Source organism: Mangrovimonas sp. sgz306409, from assembly GCF_059735265.1.
In genome coordinates this window covers 1-16,370 of the sequence record NZ_JCAPEU010000003.1, presented here as the reverse complement: position 1 = coordinate 16,370, position 16,370 = coordinate 1, and the positions used below count along the sequence as shown (strand labels likewise).

Sequence of the window (16,370 nt, the reverse complement as noted above, 5' to 3'; positions counted from 1 at the left end):
ATTAATAAATTTTGAACATAAAAAACGACATCCTTAAAACCGCGAAAAGAACCATTGATTTAGAGAGGGATGCTATAGATAACCTAGGCCAGCTGCTGAATGACGACTTTGCAGATGCTGTGTCTTTAATATACAATTCCAAGGGTCGTGTCATCATCACTGGAATAGGAAAAAGTGCCATTATTGCCAATAAAATTGTTGCCACCTTAAACTCTACTGGAACCCCTTCGGTATTCATGCATGCTGCCGATGCCATCCATGGTGATTTGGGGTTGATTTTGGAAGACGATATTGTAATTTGTATTTCAAAAAGCGGGAATACTCCAGAAATTAAGGTCTTGGTGCCACTGATAAAAAATGCCAAAAACAAAATGATTGCCATTACGGGCAACGAAAACTCCTTTTTGGGACAACAGGCCGATTACATTTTAAATGCCTACGTAGAACATGAAGCCTGTCCTAACAATTTGGCCCCAACCACCAGTACTACGGCCCAATTGGTGATTGGCGATGCCTTGGCCATTTGTTTATTGGAATTACGTGAATTTACCAGCAAGGACTTTGCCAAATACCACCCAGGTGGTGCTTTGGGAAAACGTCTATATTTAAGGGTTAGCGACCTTGCGTCCTTAAACCAAAAACCACAAGTAACCCCTGAAACCAATGTAAAACAGGTGATTATTGAAATCTCTGAGAAAATGTTGGGAGTCACTGCCGTAGTGGAAAACAACAGCATTCTTGGAATCATCACCGATGGGGATTTAAGACGTATGCTTACCAAAAATGAGTCCTTCATGCACCTTACTGCTAAAGACATCATGAGTCAAAACCCAAAACGTATCGATTCTGATGCCATGGCTGTAGATGCCATGGAACTTATGGAAGCCAATGGCATTTCACAATTATTGGTGGAAGAAGAAGGCAAATATGCTGGGGTGGTACATTTACATGACTTGATTAAAGAAGGAATTATCTAATGGCAAAAAAGAACGTAAACGAAATGTCGTTCTTGGATCACCTTGAAGATCTAAGATGGCATTTAATAAGGATTACCTTGGCCATTCTATTGGGAGGAGTTGTGGCTTTTTTAATGAGTGATTTCATTTTTGACACTATCATCTTTGGTCCTAAAAAAATGAGTTTCCCCACCTACAAATACCTTTGTCAAATCTCCCAATTTATTGGAATAGACACCACCTTTTGTGCGGAGGAACTTCCTTTTAGGATACAAAACCGCACCATGGGAGGACAGTTTTCTGCGCATATCTGGACCTCCATTTATGCAGGTTTAGTCATTGCCTTTCCTTATATAGTATATCAGTTGTGGCATTTTATAAGCCCAGGTTTGCACCCTAACGAACGCAAACATTCCCGTGGCTTTATTGTCATTACTTCCTTACTGTTCTTTTTGGGAGTACTGTTTGGATACTATGTGGTAACGCCCTTGTCCATCAACTTCCTTGGGACCTACAACGTCAGCGCCGAGATTTCCAACGAAATAGATGTTAGCTCCTATGTGGCATTGGTAAGATCCTCTTCCATTGCCTCTGGTTTTGTATTTGAGCTGCCCATCATCATCTACTTTTTAACTAAGGTAGGTCTGGTAACGCCACAGTTCTTAAAGAAATACCGCAAGTTTGCCTTGGTGTTGGTATTGATCCTTTCAGCCATCATCACGCCTCCAGACATTGCGAGTCAAATTATTGTGGCCATCCCAATTTTGCTCCTGTACCAAGTGAGCATCTATATTTCGGCAATTGTTATTAGAAACCAGAAAAAACAAACCACACATCATGGCTGATTTAGTAAACGAATTTAACGACTACCGCAGTCGTATGAATGAGAGGATCTTGGCCGACAACAACAAGATCATCAAACGGATTTTCAATTTAGATACCAATGCCTATGCGGAAGGTGCTTTGGATGTAAAAACCAAAGAACTATTGGGCTTAGTGGCTTCTGCTGTTTTGCGCTGCGACGACTGTATCAAATACCATTTGCAAACAGCCTATAATGAAGGCTTGAGCAAAGAGGAAGTAAGCGAAGCCTTGGGTATTGCCACTTTGGTTGGGGGTACCATTGTCATTCCGCATTTGCGTCGCGCCTACGAATTTTGGGAAGCTTTGGAAAACCAAGAATAAGGATTTTTTAGCTCTAAAATTCATAGTCCCCCAACATATGTTGGCACTTGGTGACGCGTTATATAATAAAATTAAAAATTGTAAGTTTGCCTTCTTAGAAGCAACGACGAAAAAATAAGCCTGTGAAATTAAAAGCCGAACATTTAATGAAGTCCTATAGCGGACGTAAGGTTGTAAAAGATGTTTCCTTGGAAGTGAACCAAGGGGAAATTGTTGGATTATTGGGGCCTAACGGTGCTGGTAAAACCACTTCCTTCTACATGATTGTTGGGCTGATCAAACCAAATGGCGGGACCATTTATTTGGACAACACCGAAATTACCCACTACCCGATGTACAAAAGGGCACAAAACGGGATTGGCTATTTGGCGCAGGAAGCTTCGGTATTCCGAAAGTTGAGTATTGAGGACAACATTTTAAGCGTTCTGCAATTGACCAAAATGAGCAAAAAGGAACAGTTGCACAAAATGGAATCGCTGATTGATGAATTCAGCTTGGGGCATATCCGTAAAAACCGTGGGGACCTACTTTCGGGTGGGGAACGCCGCCGTACGGAAATTGCTCGCGCCCTGGCTACCAATCCTAATTTCATCTTATTGGATGAGCCTTTTGCCGGAGTAGACCCTGTAGCGGTAGAGGACATTCAGCGTATCGTGGCTCAATTGACCAGAAAAAACATCGGAATTCTTATTACCGATCACAACGTACAGGAAACTTTGGCCATTACAGACCGTACCTATTTAATGTTTGAAGGAAGCATCCTAAAAGCAGGAGAACCGGAAGAATTGGCTTCCGATGAAATGGTTCGTAAAGTATACCTTGGGCAAAACTTCGAATTGCGTAAAAAGAAATTGCACTTTTAAGGACTTACTATGTTGTCATTGACTGCGTCGAATCTTCGATTTCAGAAGGAGGTAAAACGTAATCAGCATCTTGCATGCTTCATTCATCCCAATGACCAACAACGTATTAGGTTACTTTTTCTTAAACAACTTCTTAATTACCAACACCACTGCAAGTACAAGGGCACCAATGACCAGCCCCATTACAAACTCGCGCAACATTCCTGGCCAAGACGCCAATATATGATGGTCGTGAAACCAAGGAACATTATGGGCAAAGATCCCTCCTGCCACAATCAACAAGGCCAAGGTACCAATTACCGAAAGTCCTTTGACTACAATGGGTAGCGCTCTCACCAAACCACGTCCCATATGATACGTGGCATTGGTTTCGCCATTGCTAAGTGATATCAATTTCAAACCGAAATCGTCCATCCGCACAATAAGAGCAACAATTCCATACACACCCACCGTAGCCAAAATAGCCACTACAGAAACCACCGCTATTTGTACCAACAACTCCGATTCCATCACATTCCCCAAAGCAATGATCACGATTTCAACAGAGAGAATAAAATCCGTAAGAATGGCCGATTTTACCTTTTTTTGTTCTTGGGCCAAAACTTCCTTTGGAGATTTGGCTGCATCAGAGCCTTCTTCTTTATGATGGGCATGCGGTACAAAAAACTCATACACCTTTTCGGCACCTTCATAGGCTAAATACAATCCTCCCAAAATCAAAATAACGGTAATCGCCACAGGCACAAATGCACTGAGCAAAAAGGCAATGGGCAAAATAATGAGCTTGTTTAAAAAAGACCCTTTCGTGATGGCCCATAACACAGGAAGTTCTCTGGACGACACAAAGCCAGAAGCCTTTTCGGCATTCACCGCCAAATCGTCCCCTAAAATTCCGGCTGTCTTTTTTGTGGTAATCTTACTCATTACCACAACGTCATCCATTAACGCAGAAATATCATCCAATAAGGCAAAAAAACCTGAGGCCATACATGTAAATCTTTAAAATAATTAAGCGTTTTTGCTAAACACCGACAATAGAATATATAAGGCAATCACTATGGGGATTGCTACAAACTGCAACAACAGTAACAGTACTAAACTGATCAGCAAAAAGCTATAGCGTACTTTATTGGCTGCAAAGCTCCAGTCCTTCGTTTTCAAAGCAAACAACCGAATGGACGAATTAAGGATATAGCAACTAAAAACCGTAAATAGTATCAAAAACCAAGGATTCAAAATCAATTGGCTTAGCCATGCCGTGCTTTGAAATTCCAGGATTAAAGGCAGGGATAGAATCAATAAGGCATTCGCCGGGGTTGGCAAGCCTTTAAAGGCTGTTTGTTGTTCGGTATCAATATTGAATTTCGCTAAGCGGTAGGCAGAACCCAATGTAACCAATAGGCCTACCAGAGCCAAGGGCGCAAAGGCTACCCCATTAAAATCGGCCACAGAATTCCATTCTGCAGGCTGCTCCGAAGCCAAGGAAATGGACAGTAATTTGTACATCACCAATCCGGGAACCAAACCACTGGTAACCATATCTGCCAAAGAATCCAACTGCAGTCCCAATTCACTGCTTACCCCTAGTTTTCGAGCTAAAAAGCCATCAAAAAAGTCGAAGAAAATCCCCAAGAACACACAAAAGGCCCCAGCTACAAAATTACCGTGTACCACAAAAAGCACACCTACACAGCCGCTAAATAAATTCAGTAAAGTAAATAAATTGGGTATATGCCGCTTCATATTATTGGCTTAGTTTTGTGTAAAAATAGCAACTATTTTGGAATGTTTCTAAGGAAATAATTTCCGCTTTTGTGGATTTTGTAGCCTAATAACCAATATTCATAAGAATCAAACACACAAACCTTCCAATATCAGCGCCTTATAAAACAGCATTACTTTGAAAACATAATCCTACAGACCAAGTAACAGCGGCCGAAATTTTAAGGAACCAAAAAAGAACCTCCTAAACTTATCTACTCTATATAACTCCCACACAATAAGTGTGGACATTTGTTGTTTAATAGGTTAAAAATATTGTGCATCTTTGTAAAAATTTTTTGCTATTGAAAAACTATATCGGGCTTTTTTTGATGTTGGTTTCCTTTGGAGCCCTTGGGCAAACCGCTAGAAAATACTCCAATGAATTTATGAATATCGGGGTTGATGCCGCAGCGCTGGGCATGAGTAATACGGTGGTGTCCTTCACTTCCGATGTGAACTCTGGATATTGGAACCCCGCAGGATTGACCGCTTTGGAAGACAACCAATTGGCCCTGATGCACTCCAGTTATTTTGCCAATATTGCCAATTACAACTATATGGCCTTTGCCATGCCGCTCGACACCGAAAGTGCTGTTGGAATTTCCCTGATCCGTTTTGGAGTTGACGACATTTTAGATACTACTCAATTAATAGACGACCAAGGAAATATCAATTACGACCGTATCAAACGCTTTTCTACCGCCGACTACGGAGTCACCTTTTCCTATGCCCGTAACCTTAAACTTAAAGGCTTCAGTTACGGTATCAACGCAAAAGTCATCCGTCGTATCATTGGTGATTTTGCGTCTTCCTGGGGATTTGGCCTCGATGCAGGACTTCAGTTCCAAACAGACAAAGATTGGAAGTTTGGGGTAATGGCACGCGACATTACCACCACCTATAACGCTTGGGCAATCGATAAGGACAAGTTCAACGACATTAGTGAGGCTGTAGAAGGCCAAAACCAAAGCCTTCCGGAAACGACCGAAATTACCATTCCTAAATTACAGGTGGGCGTTTCCAAAAAGTTCGTCTTTCACTACGACTATTCTTTGGTAACGGCTTTAGATTTGAATGTGCGTTTTGCAGAAAACAACGATATCATCTCCTCCTCCTTTGCCAGTATCAATCCTGCTTTTGGATTTGAATTTGGCTACACCGATTTGGTATTTCTAAGGGGAGGCCTTGGGAATTTCCAAAACGAAACCCAATTCGACGATTCCCAAACCACGACATTCCAACCCAATTTTGGAGTAGGCTTTAAATACCGAGGCATACAAATAGACTATGCCTTTACCGATATAGGCGACCAAAGTGCCGCCTTATATTCCAATGTATTTTCCCTAAAACTCGATTTTAGTATCTTTAGATAGTGCAAAAACCAATTCTTGCCATAAGCTCCGGACTACTGTTGGCCCTCTCATGGCCCGCCTATGGCATGCCTTTGTTATTATTTGTGGCCTTTGTACCTTTATTGATATTAGAGCATTCCTTAAGAAATTCCTCTTCAAAAGGCAAGCGATTAAAGTTGATGGGCTATGCCTATCTAAGCTTTGTTATTTGGAATTTTATCACAACCAATTGGTTGCGTTTTGCCGATGTGTTTGGAGCCAGTTTTGCCATTTTGGTCAATTCTTTATTGATGACCATGCTCATCCTACTCTACCACACCATCGCCAAACGCAGTTCACAGAATAAAGCACTTCTATTTCTGCTAACCTTATGGATCTGTTTCGAAAAATTGCATTTGGGCTGGGAATTCTCTTGGCCGTGGCTGAATCTTGGTAATGCCTTTTCCGAACACCCTTCTTGGATCCAATGGTATGAATATACGGGAACCTTCGGAGGCACCCTTTGGGTATGGCTTGGCAACCTGATTGCCTTTAAAGCCTATTTGGCCTACCAAGAAAAAGGTAGAAAAGCCCTAAAAAAACCTGCAATAGGACTGGCTACACTCATCCTTTTACCAATTGGAATATCTCTCATTCGCTACTTTACCTTTTCATATGAAGGAACGGCTGTAGAAGTGATGGCCTTGCAGCCGAATATCGACCCTTACAGTGAAAAATACCATACGGCCAACGACAGTATCGCCCAGTTACTTTTAAAGTTGACAGATGAGAACATTACAGACAAGACTACTTTGATATTGGCCCCCGAAACGGTATTTGCCGATAATGTACGTTTAAAGCAGTTCCCCAATGCACGTTTCAAATCTTTATTGGATGGCTATGTAAAACACCATCCCCAGGTTAATTTCTTGACGGGTATATCTTTCATAGATGTCTTTGGGAATCCTGCCAAAGTGCGCTCTGAGACCAACCAATTAAGAGACGATCTTTGGTATGACGACTACAACTCGGCCATCATGCTCAATGCCTCAGACAGTGTACAGTTTTACAACAAATCCAAATTGGTAGTGGGGATTGAAAATTTCCCTTATCAGGAAATCCTAAAACCCTTGATTGGCGATGTCATGATCGATTTGGGAGGAACCGTAGCCATGAAAACCACACAAAAGGAGCGCTCGGTATTTACCACCTCCGAAGCTAACACCAAGGCTGCCCCTATCATTTGCTACGAATCGGTATATGGTGAGTTTGTCACAGGCTATGTCCGAAATGGCGCCAACCTCCTGGCCATCATTACAAACGATGCCTGGTGGGGAGAAACCCAAGGACATAAACAGCATTTAAGCTATGCCCGCCTCCGGGCCATAGAAACACGCCGTCCTGTGGTGCGCAGTGCCAATACAGGGATTTCAGCCATCATCAATGCCAAAGGAGATATCGAGGCTACCCTACCCTATAATACCCAAGGCGCACTCACAGGAACCATTACCACCAGCAATACACAAACCTTTTACACAAGGGCAGGCGACTATATTGCGCGTATCAGTTTGTTTGTGATGATAGGATTGTTTTTGATCACTATGTTCAGAAGACCTAGAATATAGAATCGCGAAACTGCTTCTCTATTCTCTATTCTCTATTCTCTATTCTCTATTCTTGTATCTATCCTCTTGCCCAACCTTTCATTTAAACACGCCCACTTTCTACGTCATCCTGAGAAAACCCATCCTAAATAAAGTCGAAGGATAGAAGGACTCACTACGTCCTCCTGAGCAAGCCTGTCCTGAGCATCGTCGAAGGGTCGAAGGACACTACTCACATAAGTCTTGGGTCTTTATTCTTGGCTCTTTGTTCTTTGGTCTTTGTTCTTTGTTCTCAAGTTATGTATTCTTCATTCTTAATTCATTACTGCCCTCTATAATACACTATCGTACTCAAGGTTTTCAGGGTAATATTTAAATCTAGGAAGAAACTACGGTGTTTGATATAGTAAAGGTCATATTGCAGCTTGGTCAAACTGTCATCAATGGTAGCCCCATAACGATAGTTAATTTGCGCCCAACCGGTAAGTCCCGGTCTAATCACATGACGGGTTTCATAAAAAGGAATTACTTGCGATAGTTCATTCACAAAATAAGGCCGCTCAGGACGGGGGCCAATAATACTCATATCGCCTTTTAGCACGTTAAAGAACTGAGGAATCTCATCGATACGCGACCGTCTCAAAAACCGCCCAAATTTTGTAATACGGGCATCATTCTTATCGGCCCATTTCACGCCACAATGACGTTCGGCATCTACCACCATACTACGCAATTTCACGATGTGAAAGGGAGCGCCATTTTTCCCTACCCGCTCCTGCTTATAAAATAACGGTCCGCGATTTCCTAAGGCATTACCTAGCAAAACAAAAGGCAAAAAGCATACGCCCACCAACAGCCCTAAAAAAGCAAATACCATATCAAAACTGCGATGAAAAAAGAGATACAGGGCATTTTGATTGCTTCTGCTAAACGGAAAATACTTATAAAAATCCTTACCTATAAATTGAATGGGCACCCTATGTGTCACCTCTTCATACACCTGGGTATATTCCCTTATGGTAAATCCTCGTTCCAAAAGCATCATCAAATCGTGGTAAATCTCAGGCATAATGGTTTCAGCATTAAAGCTGGCCACCAAAACCTCCGACACCCGTTCCTCAATAATCACGGGAATCAACTCTTCTGGACGATATTCCTTTAATCCTTTAAACCTCACAGGGGCATCTGGCTCGGCTTCACAATTGATAAACCCGATAATACGATAATTCGGGTCGGAATCTTTAAGGGGTCGGATAATATTTTCCATATTGGAAATTTCCCCCACCAAAAGCACTTTCTTGTTAAATCTGGGAGAGGACACAAAAGTGGTATAGGCCACACGCCATAAAAAAATGCCCACAATCAAGGCAATATAAAAATAAACAATCTGAAGACGCTTTTCCGGAAGAAAAGGCGTAAAGAAGGGCGTAAGTAGATAAAACAAGACTACTGTGGAAGCAGTCAGCACAACATTTCGGAAGGTTGTATCCAATTTGCTCGATTTATGCAAATCATAAATCTCAAAAACCGTCCCAAACACCATGATGTAAAGTCCCAACACCACTAAAGGTACTGTATGTTCTTGATCGATGGTAAGGTACCTAAATCCAAAGCCATATTCCAAAACACAGAGTCCTAACAGGACCATACCCAAATCCATCAAACGCAGCAATACCTTACGTTCTGAAATCTCAAAATGTATATCCTTGGTTGGCCCTCCCATGTGTTAGTTGGAATTTTGCCGTAAATATATAAAGATATTTAACAGAAAGGCAGGTCTTAGCGATGTAATACGGCATTCCATCGTTGTTTGACCAGTTCCCAGTCAAATTCTGCCACTAAGGCACGGGCATTATCGATCAAATGCTCCCGAAGTTCCACATCTCCATAGACCCTTTCTATTGCTGCAACCATAGCCTGTACATTATTTGGAGGCACTAATAGACCACTCTCTCCATCAGCAATCAAATAAGGCATCCCCCCCACATTGGTGCTGACTACAGGTAGTCCCAAGGCCATGGCTTCAATGACACTCAAGGGAGTATTGTCAAAATTGGTAGTATTGAGAAAGATATTATACTCCTTGGCCAATTGGGTCCATTCAGCCTTACTCAACTTCCCAGTAAAACGAACCGAAACATTCAAATCCTCTGCCAAAGCCTGCACGTCTTCCAAACTCCCATCGCTATCAGGTCCCACCATACAGAGCGAAACATCAAAACCTTTTTGTTTTAAGGCATAGACTACCTTAATTGCTAATTGGGGGTTGTAAATTTTTGAAAAAGAACGTACCCATAAAAGGTTTACACCTTCGTAATTACGTTTGGTCAATGGGTAATTTATCAATTGAAGGCTATTGGGAATATGCACCACATTGGCATAGCCATGCTTTGCAAAAGCTTCCTGCAAATATTTGGAAGGAGACACATTATATTGGGCGTGTTTAAAAATTAGAGCGCACAATTTTGGATGACTGAGCAAACGGGTAGGCAGATTACCGCCATGTAAAATCGGAATATATGTTTTTTTTAATATCCTACATAACTGACTCACCCCTAAAGCAAAATAAAAATTTTGGGTGCTATAAGTGTCTATCAATACCATAAACACTTTCCTACGATGCCAAAACACATGACACAACATATCCAAAAAACGAAAAAGTTTGAGTGATTTCGAAGAAGCGTAATAGACTTGGTATCCTTCAGAAGCAAGAGCTGGACCTAAATTCTGAACGGATGACGTATTAGCGTTCGAATGTTGTAAGTTGTTGCCTATATAGAGGACGTTGGTCATGAGTAACATGTAATAAAGCTAAAGCATAAATAAAAGCCGGCATGGCAATTCGCATAGACATATGGTTAATGGTAAGAAACCAAAAGGCTAAAAAGGGGAAAAAATAATAGTTTTGTTTATTAGTAAAACGCACATCCAAGGGTTTAAACAACAATATCAATAAAATGAACACCCCTAAAATGCCATGCTCAGCCAAGGTACGGCTAAATTCACTATGCGACGTTACTCCTTGGCCTTCTATTTCATAGCGCATATCCTTGGCACGGCTCGAGCCTATACCCAAAAAAGGCTGCGCCATAAACCCTTCCAACTCATTCATTAATAATTCCCCTCTCCCTGTTGTCAAATCTTCCTTTTCCCGGCCCAAATGATCCTTATTTTCATACCTTAAATTCAAGAGCCCTCCCGTTTGTTGCACCCCAATGATCCAAGTAACACTCAAACTAAAACCGAGAAATAAAAGCATCCAAAAAATCTCATGTTTTTTTCTATAGGATGCCTTCAAATAATAAAATATTAAAAACACCATTAGCGACAAAATAGCCGCAAGGACTCCGCCACGACTCATTGTCGTGACAGCCCTAAAGGAAATCAAACACAAAATAGCTCCATTTAAAAGTTTTAATCCTAAAGTAGGTGATTTGGTAAATAATCTAATCCCCATTACGAACATCCCAAGTCCCAATATAGCAGACACCTGATTAGCTCCAAACCCTCCTGCCGCAGCTCTATTGGATGCGGTACTTGTCAACACGTCTTGTAAATCAGGAACATACAAATAAATATAGGCTGTATGGGCTATGATGGGCAAGGCCATAAACAATAAAATTTGGTGCATCTGTCTAAAGGACACCTGTCGCTTATAACAAAATAAAGCCGCCAATCCCAAACATATAGGACCACTTAAAACAAAGGCTATATTGGTTCTAAAATTCGCATCAAAACTAAGAGTGGTAGAGGCTACAAATATGGAAGGGATCAAAAACAGAATGTAGATAAAATAGGGATACCCCTTACCAGACATTCCTTTGTAAAAAATTCCCATAACTACAAACACAATCACCAGGTACTTGCCTGCTTCGTATGAAATTGCCCCATTGGTAGCTCTTAAGAAAACTTCCGCCCCAACAAAATAGGCACAGGCCTTTAATACCTCAAAAGATTTCAACTGTTTAGGCACTGTGATAATCCGGAACATAAAATAACCGGTAATCACAAAAAAGTACAACTTGGCCAAAGCCTCGTTAAAATAAATCATTACCCCAATGACGCCATGTAACACAATGGCACTAAGATAAGTTATATTGGTTTTCACAGAATTAAAAGTGGTTAAAAATAAAAATGACCAGATTAAAACAACCTCACTTTTACAACCTAGTAAGGGTTTTGAAATATAAGTTTATAATCCCCAAAAGGAAAACGATAATGGTAACTTTTTTGCAATAAAAAAACAATAAAATGCAATATAAACACGGGTACATAAGGACGTGCCGCCTTTAAAACGGTATCATAGGTCTTATTGCGATAGTTGCAGATTAAAAAAGGAATATTACGAGAATCTAAATAATTAGTATGAACGGTATTAACTTTTATTGTACGTCCCTCAATAAAGGTTTTAAAAACAAGTGATCTATCCTCCCTTAAATGGTAAACATCTACAACCGAAAGTGGTGTTCCTGAAGTATCATAAAAAAACATCCCCCAAGTAGGATCTATCAATACCCACTTTCTCAATTCTTTACAATAAACTTCATTAAAAGAATGTCCTCCATAATTCCTATCAAAAGGAGCTCTGGTCACACCCCATTCTCGCACTTGCAAATTATTTAATACACAAAAATTATTAAAAATTTGTACCATATCACTACAAACCCCTCCCTTGCCTTCTAACATAAGTTTTAGAGCTTGCTCCGAAGCCTCACTTAAACCAGGACCACCCTTAATATGGGTATTCAACCAAATACTTATGGCTTTAACCTTATCCAAATCAGCTTCAGGCTTTCCTTCTTTAAAGATTTCCGCATTGACTTCTTTAAAATACAATGGCATGTCCCCTGGAGCATTCACACCATTATAGTCGTATGCCGCAATATCTTCTATGCTTGATGTTTTGGATAACAACCTAAATCGTGCTTTATACAAAGCGGGGTGCCGTTTTATAGTCCACAAAAGTTTCTTAATAACCATGAAGGCAACTGAGATTTCTGTTTTAATGAGTCTAAAATAGCCTTTTTTTTAAGACCTCACTTAAGAAAACAAAAAGATAATATAAAAAGTAGCCAAAATGATCATGGTTAAAGGAGTCAAGCAACCAATCTTATAATAAAATAGGCTAAAATGTCGCAATAAGTTCCCTTAGTCGAGAATTGTAATAATCATAGCCAAACCGTTCGATTCCGTCCCTTGTACGACCTACCATTTGCTTATAAGCCTCATTTGAAAGACCTAATAAATTGTGAATTCCGTCTACAACGGCTCCAGTATCCAGACGCTTAAACAAAAATCCATTATGGGAATCCTGTACATATTGGCTAATAGCTGACACATCCGAAACAATGGGAACACAACCATAATTCATAGCTTCCGCAATAACTTTTGGAAAACCTTCCGAAGCTGAAGGCAGCACAATGGCATGAGACTTTTTGTATATCGCATGGACATCGGTTCTCGATAAGTGTCCGTAAAATTCAATAGGGATTCTGCTATCTTTAGCTTTCACCTTATAAACCCCTTCTTGCTTCCCGGTTCCTACCACATGAACCTGTGCTATTTCAGTTTGTTCATTCAAAGTCAATGAACTAAACGCCTCCAATAAAAGAGCCATCCCTTTTTCCGCTTCCAAACGTCCAACAAAACAAAATTGGAGACCTCCTGAGATCTTCGATTTCACTTTTGCCACCTTTGCTCCTTCTGCAATCTCAGTTTGGGTTAAACAGGGATTTTCAAAACTTAAACATTGTTTGCCCTGATCTGCCCAATGTCCATTAATCGTAACGTTCCTTTTTTGCTGCTGTAACAGCCATTTTTGAAACCTGTAAGCCACTGGGGCTCGGTCCGGATTCCAATTACCTGCATATTTAAACCAACCAGGTTTCGAAACAAACCACATCAAATAAGGAATCATATAAACGCCAATACCCGTCGGGGCCCGAAATTGAAAACAATCACATTCTTTCAACACTTTGGAAACAGTTCTGAGTGTATGAGGCCCTTCCTTAAAAATTCCTAGTTTATCCTTAAAACTGGCCCCACCAACCGCAGTAATCGGATGAAAATTAATACGTTCAGATGCATAAGGTAAGGTATTAACAGGTGCCTCCCCTAGATGTAACATGGCTACATGTGTAATTTCCTCAAACACATCCAATAAGCGGTTAACTTCAGTTACAGTAGAGCTCAACCCTACTAGCTTACAATCTTCCCTGATATAATGCTCTGTATGTGATATTATCACCAATTTCATCCTTTATCCACAAGCTGCTTTAAATATCCTAATTCATCAAAACTTAAATGATTCAAATAAGCCCTATTCGTATCTTGTTCTATATGCCAACTATTTACAACCTCTCTAAACCTTTTTGAAAAGGATAGTCCACTTAATTTACACACTTCTTGAAAAAATGCAATTTTATCCTCAACCAACTTCTCATATTTCAATTCATAAAATTTAAATCTACGAAGATTCTCCTTTTCTTCTAAATAGTACTTATATCTTTGATAATATTGATTCATTAAATCTTGTTTTGAAACACTATTGAATCCCGAAATATTATTTTTATACCCCCATTTATTTTTATAATAAGACATAATGACAGACTCTGGATTTCTGTTTAGCCAAAATACTATGGGCTCTTCAAAAACGGCATCCAAAGTTTGCCACCTAGATTGTCCTGTTAACTTAGTTACAAACCTATCTTTACCTGACATACTTAATATTCCATTAATAGCCCCAATTACTCTTTCTTCGCTAATTTTATCAATAGATTGTTGTACACCATTATTAAACTCAGGCACCAACGATTGCCAAAAGTTATATGCCTCAGAGGGTCTTGGAAATTTCCTTTTTCCTCTTGTAAACTTTTCAAAACTTTGAAAATGATGTAATCTATTAAAATAGGTTAAATACAAAAACCAAGGATATTTATTGACATATCCAGAAATCCAAGCCAAATCCTCATGAAGTGACAATATACTATTGAACAATGTTGTTCCACTTCTTCCTGGTCCATGAATAATAATTGAATTTTTAATCTTCATAATTTCCATTAATAATATTAACATACTTATTGACAAGTATATCCCAACTGTGTCTTTTAGCCCATTCAATCGCATTTCGTGAAAAAAAACTACGATGGTTCAATATGGTATTTAGAGCAGAAATAAATTCATTCATATCTGTTGGAGCAATTAGAAACCCTGTCTGAGTATTTTCTATAGCATCTGTAATCCCACAACCCATGCTTCCAATTGCAGGGAGTCCAAAAGAATTAGCTTCTAAAATGGCAATCCCAAAACCTTCCACATCCCCACTTTCCGTAATCATACTTAGCATGATAAACACATCACATGCCTTTAATAGTCCTTTTAGTTGCCTTTCAGATACTCTACCATGAAAACTCACATGTGCCCCAACACCCAAATGTTCGGCTTCTCGTTGAAACACCGCCTTTTCAGTTGGCAAGCCTACGCAATGGTAATGGAGTTCAGGATACTTTTGCAACAAACCAGGTAAAGCCTTGATAACATGCAATTGCCCCTTTCGTTCAGAAACATGTCCAACCGTGATCAGTTTGGGATTACCCTTTAAAGTTTCAGGATTCTCATGCACATCTACTTCCCAAGAGGCTTCAATACCATTAGGAACCACGCTTGTTCGTTGCTTTAGGGACTCAGGAAGTAATCCCTTGGTAAAATTGGACACCGCTATAATATGAGCCATCTGTTCCAATGACTTCTGGATAGAAACTCTTAAAAATGGATTTTTAAAATTCACTTCAGTACCATGGACAACCGCCACTGCAGGTCGTTTCACAAATTTGCTTCCCAAGGCCACACTCCAAAGCGAAAACTTCCCTGAGGCCAACACCACATCTGCCCATCTCATAGATTGTAATAACAATTGTAACCGTTGAACATACATAATGCCACGCAGCTTTCGCAAGGGTACCCGAATGATTTCAAAGGTCAACTGGGCATCAAACTCCTGTTCCTCCTTAACATGCCAACTTCTTTGATCAGCAATCACTCTTACCTTATAGCCCCTTAGATTCAAATGCTTGGCTAGTTGGTAGGCATGCGTACCAATCCCTCCCGGTAAAGGAGGAAATTCAGAAGTGATAATAAGAATGTGTTTGCGTTGCAAGGGCTTATCAATATGCAGTAAAATAAAGCTATAATCTCGCAGGGCGCAAGTTTTTAAAAAGGAAATTCAAGATAACATATAGCCTAAGCCTCAAAAAGGAAGATCCAGGCTCCCGTTAAACCTCGAACCCCCTCCCAATTATTCACTTTTTATTATTCATTTTTAATTCAACTAGATTTGAACCGTACTAAAAAATTCATTGTCTACTAATTACTAGGTCACCTTGAGCTTGTCGAAGGGTCGAAGGCATCAGCACTAACCACTTAGTCTCCCTGAGCAAGCCTGTCCTGAGCATAGCCGAAGGGTCGAAGGACTCTCTACTCTCTACTCTATACTCTCTACTCTATGCTCCCTATTTAGTCACCCTGAGCTTGTCGAAGGGCTAACTACTAACTACTAACTTGTACCCCCCAGAGCTTGCAGAAGAATCAAATCCCTTCCCCAAAATCACCCAAAAACAAAAAGCCCCCAGCAATTCAATGCTGGGGGCTTCAAAAAAGGCGACGACCTAC

15 protein-coding genes are annotated in these 16,370 nt (G+C 40.3%); 6 read left to right on the top strand and 9 right to left on the bottom strand.

Translation table 11 applies throughout. The features are described from left to right. Positions 1 to 11: 11 nt before the first annotated feature. The 4 genes from AC6I5C_RS05950 to lptB all read left to right on the top strand — a co-directional run bounded on the left by AC6I5C_RS05950 (position 12) and on the right by lptB (position 3,004). Positions 12 to 977 carry a KpsF/GutQ family sugar-phosphate isomerase gene (locus AC6I5C_RS05950; protein WP_053978270.1) on the top strand — a complete coding sequence of 322 codons (966 nt, stop codon included), beginning with the start codon at positions 12 to 14 and terminating at the stop codon, positions 975 to 977. Then, on the top strand, positions 977 to 1,801 hold the full coding sequence (gene tatC / locus AC6I5C_RS05945) for a twin-arginine translocase subunit TatC (protein WP_053978269.1): 825 nt from the start codon (positions 977 to 979) through the stop codon (positions 1,799 to 1,801). Before AC6I5C_RS05950 ends, tatC begins: the two co-directional genes overlap by 1 nt. Further along, positions 1,794 to 2,141 carry a carboxymuconolactone decarboxylase family protein gene (locus AC6I5C_RS05940; protein ID WP_076663510.1) on the top strand — a complete coding sequence of 116 codons (348 nt, stop codon included), beginning with the start codon at positions 1,794 to 1,796 and terminating at the stop codon, positions 2,139 to 2,141. Before tatC ends, AC6I5C_RS05940 begins: the two co-directional genes overlap by 8 nt. A 122-nt stretch (positions 2,142 to 2,263) precedes the next feature. Then, the gene (gene lptB, locus AC6I5C_RS05935) at positions 2,264 to 3,004 is read left to right on the top strand and encodes an LPS export ABC transporter ATP-binding protein (RefSeq protein ID WP_053978267.1); all 741 of its coding nucleotides are present in this window, start codon (positions 2,264 to 2,266) and stop codon (positions 3,002 to 3,004) included. 111 nt (positions 3,005 to 3,115) lie between these two features. Here lptB and AC6I5C_RS05930 read toward each other — a convergent pair whose 3' ends face one another. Beyond that, positions 3,116 to 3,991 (bottom strand): DUF808 domain-containing protein, encoded by an 876-nt coding sequence (locus tag AC6I5C_RS05930; protein WP_497904366.1) that lies wholly within the window; start codon positions 3,989 to 3,991, stop codon positions 3,116 to 3,118. Positions 3,992 to 4,012: 21 nt separating this feature from the next. After that, a complete protein-coding gene (locus AC6I5C_RS05925; RefSeq protein WP_497904365.1) occupies positions 4,013 to 4,747 on the bottom strand; it encodes a CDP-alcohol phosphatidyltransferase family protein in 735 nt (244 codons plus the stop codon). Between the two features lie 350 nt (positions 4,748 to 5,097). Between AC6I5C_RS05925 and AC6I5C_RS05920 the strand changes: the two genes are divergently transcribed. Together AC6I5C_RS05920 and lnt are read left to right on the top strand one after the other, a co-directional pair. Beyond that, complete coding sequence (locus tag AC6I5C_RS05920) at positions 5,098 to 6,141, top strand: putative type IX sorting system protein PorV2 (protein ID WP_497904675.1); 1,044 nt, start codon at positions 5,098 to 5,100, stop codon at positions 6,139 to 6,141. Beyond that, positions 6,138 to 7,724 (top strand): apolipoprotein N-acyltransferase, encoded by a 1,587-nt coding sequence (lnt, locus tag AC6I5C_RS05915; protein ID WP_497904674.1) that lies wholly within the window; start codon positions 6,138 to 6,140, stop codon positions 7,722 to 7,724. Before AC6I5C_RS05920 ends, lnt begins: the two co-directional genes overlap by 4 nt. Positions 7,725 to 8,025: 301 nt before the next feature. Here the strand turns inward: lnt and AC6I5C_RS05910 are convergent, their stop codons facing one another. The 7 genes from AC6I5C_RS05910 to AC6I5C_RS05880 all read right to left on the bottom strand — a co-directional run bounded on the left by AC6I5C_RS05910 (position 8,026) and on the right by AC6I5C_RS05880 (position 15,858). Continuing rightward, on the bottom strand, positions 8,026 to 9,426 hold the full coding sequence (locus tag AC6I5C_RS05910; protein ID WP_497904364.1) for a sugar transferase: 1,401 nt from the start codon (positions 9,424 to 9,426) through the stop codon (positions 8,026 to 8,028). 56 nt (positions 9,427 to 9,482) lie between these two features. Beyond that, complete coding sequence (locus AC6I5C_RS05905) at positions 9,483 to 10,496, bottom strand: glycosyltransferase family 4 protein (protein ID WP_497904363.1); 1,014 nt, start codon at positions 10,494 to 10,496, stop codon at positions 9,483 to 9,485. Further along, a complete protein-coding gene (locus AC6I5C_RS05900) occupies positions 10,447 to 11,811 on the bottom strand; it encodes an O-antigen ligase family protein (RefSeq protein WP_497904362.1) in 1,365 nt (454 codons plus the stop codon). The genes AC6I5C_RS05905 and AC6I5C_RS05900 overlap by 50 nt, the downstream gene beginning before the upstream one ends. Before the next feature lie 59 nt (positions 11,812 to 11,870). Further along, complete coding sequence (locus AC6I5C_RS05895; protein ID WP_497904361.1) at positions 11,871 to 12,638, bottom strand: transglutaminase-like domain-containing protein; 768 nt, start codon at positions 12,636 to 12,638, stop codon at positions 11,871 to 11,873. A gap of 190 nt (positions 12,639 to 12,828) precedes the next feature. Beyond that, positions 12,829 to 13,959: a glycosyltransferase gene (locus AC6I5C_RS05890; protein WP_497904360.1), complete on the bottom strand. Its 1,131-nt coding sequence runs from the start codon at positions 13,957 to 13,959 to the stop codon at positions 12,829 to 12,831. After that, positions 13,956 to 14,753 (bottom strand): sulfotransferase, encoded by a 798-nt coding sequence (locus tag AC6I5C_RS05885; protein ID WP_497904359.1) that lies wholly within the window; start codon positions 14,751 to 14,753, stop codon positions 13,956 to 13,958. The genes AC6I5C_RS05890 and AC6I5C_RS05885 overlap by 4 nt, the downstream gene beginning before the upstream one ends. Then, positions 14,743 to 15,858, bottom strand: a complete 1,116-nt coding sequence (locus AC6I5C_RS05880) for a glycosyltransferase family 4 protein (RefSeq protein WP_497904358.1) — start codon at positions 15,856 to 15,858, stop codon at positions 14,743 to 14,745. Before AC6I5C_RS05880 ends, AC6I5C_RS05885 begins: the two co-directional genes overlap by 11 nt. Between the last annotated feature and the right edge of the window lie 512 nt (positions 15,859 to 16,370).

Coding starts and splice junctions, on each gene's coding strand:
- tatC (WP_053978269.1), top strand. CDS start 977: ATGGCAAAAAAGAACGTAAACGAAATGTCGTTCTTGGATCACCTTGAA.
- AC6I5C_RS05940 (WP_076663510.1), top strand. CDS start 1,794: ATGGCTGATTTAGTAAACGAATTTAACGACTACCGCAGTCGTATGAAT.
- AC6I5C_RS05930 (WP_497904366.1), bottom strand. CDS start 3,991: ATGGCCTCAGGTTTTTTTGCCTTATTGGATGATATTTCTGCGTTAATG.
- AC6I5C_RS05925 (WP_497904365.1), bottom strand. CDS start 4,747: ATGAAGCGGCATATACCCAATTTATTTACTTTACTGAATTTATTTAGC.
- AC6I5C_RS05920 (WP_497904675.1), top strand. CDS start 5,098: ATGTTGGTTTCCTTTGGAGCCCTTGGGCAAACCGCTAGAAAATACTCC.
- AC6I5C_RS05910 (WP_497904364.1), bottom strand. CDS start 9,426: ATGGGAGGGCCAACCAAGGATATACATTTTGAGATTTCAGAACGTAAG.
- AC6I5C_RS05905 (WP_497904363.1), bottom strand. CDS start 10,496: ATGACCAACGTCCTCTATATAGGCAACAACTTACAACATTCGAACGCT.
- AC6I5C_RS05890 (WP_497904360.1), bottom strand. CDS start 13,959: ATGAAATTGGTGATAATATCACATACAGAGCATTATATCAGGGAAGAT.
- AC6I5C_RS05885 (WP_497904359.1), bottom strand. CDS start 14,753: ATGAAGATTAAAAATTCAATTATTATTCATGGACCAGGAAGAAGTGGA.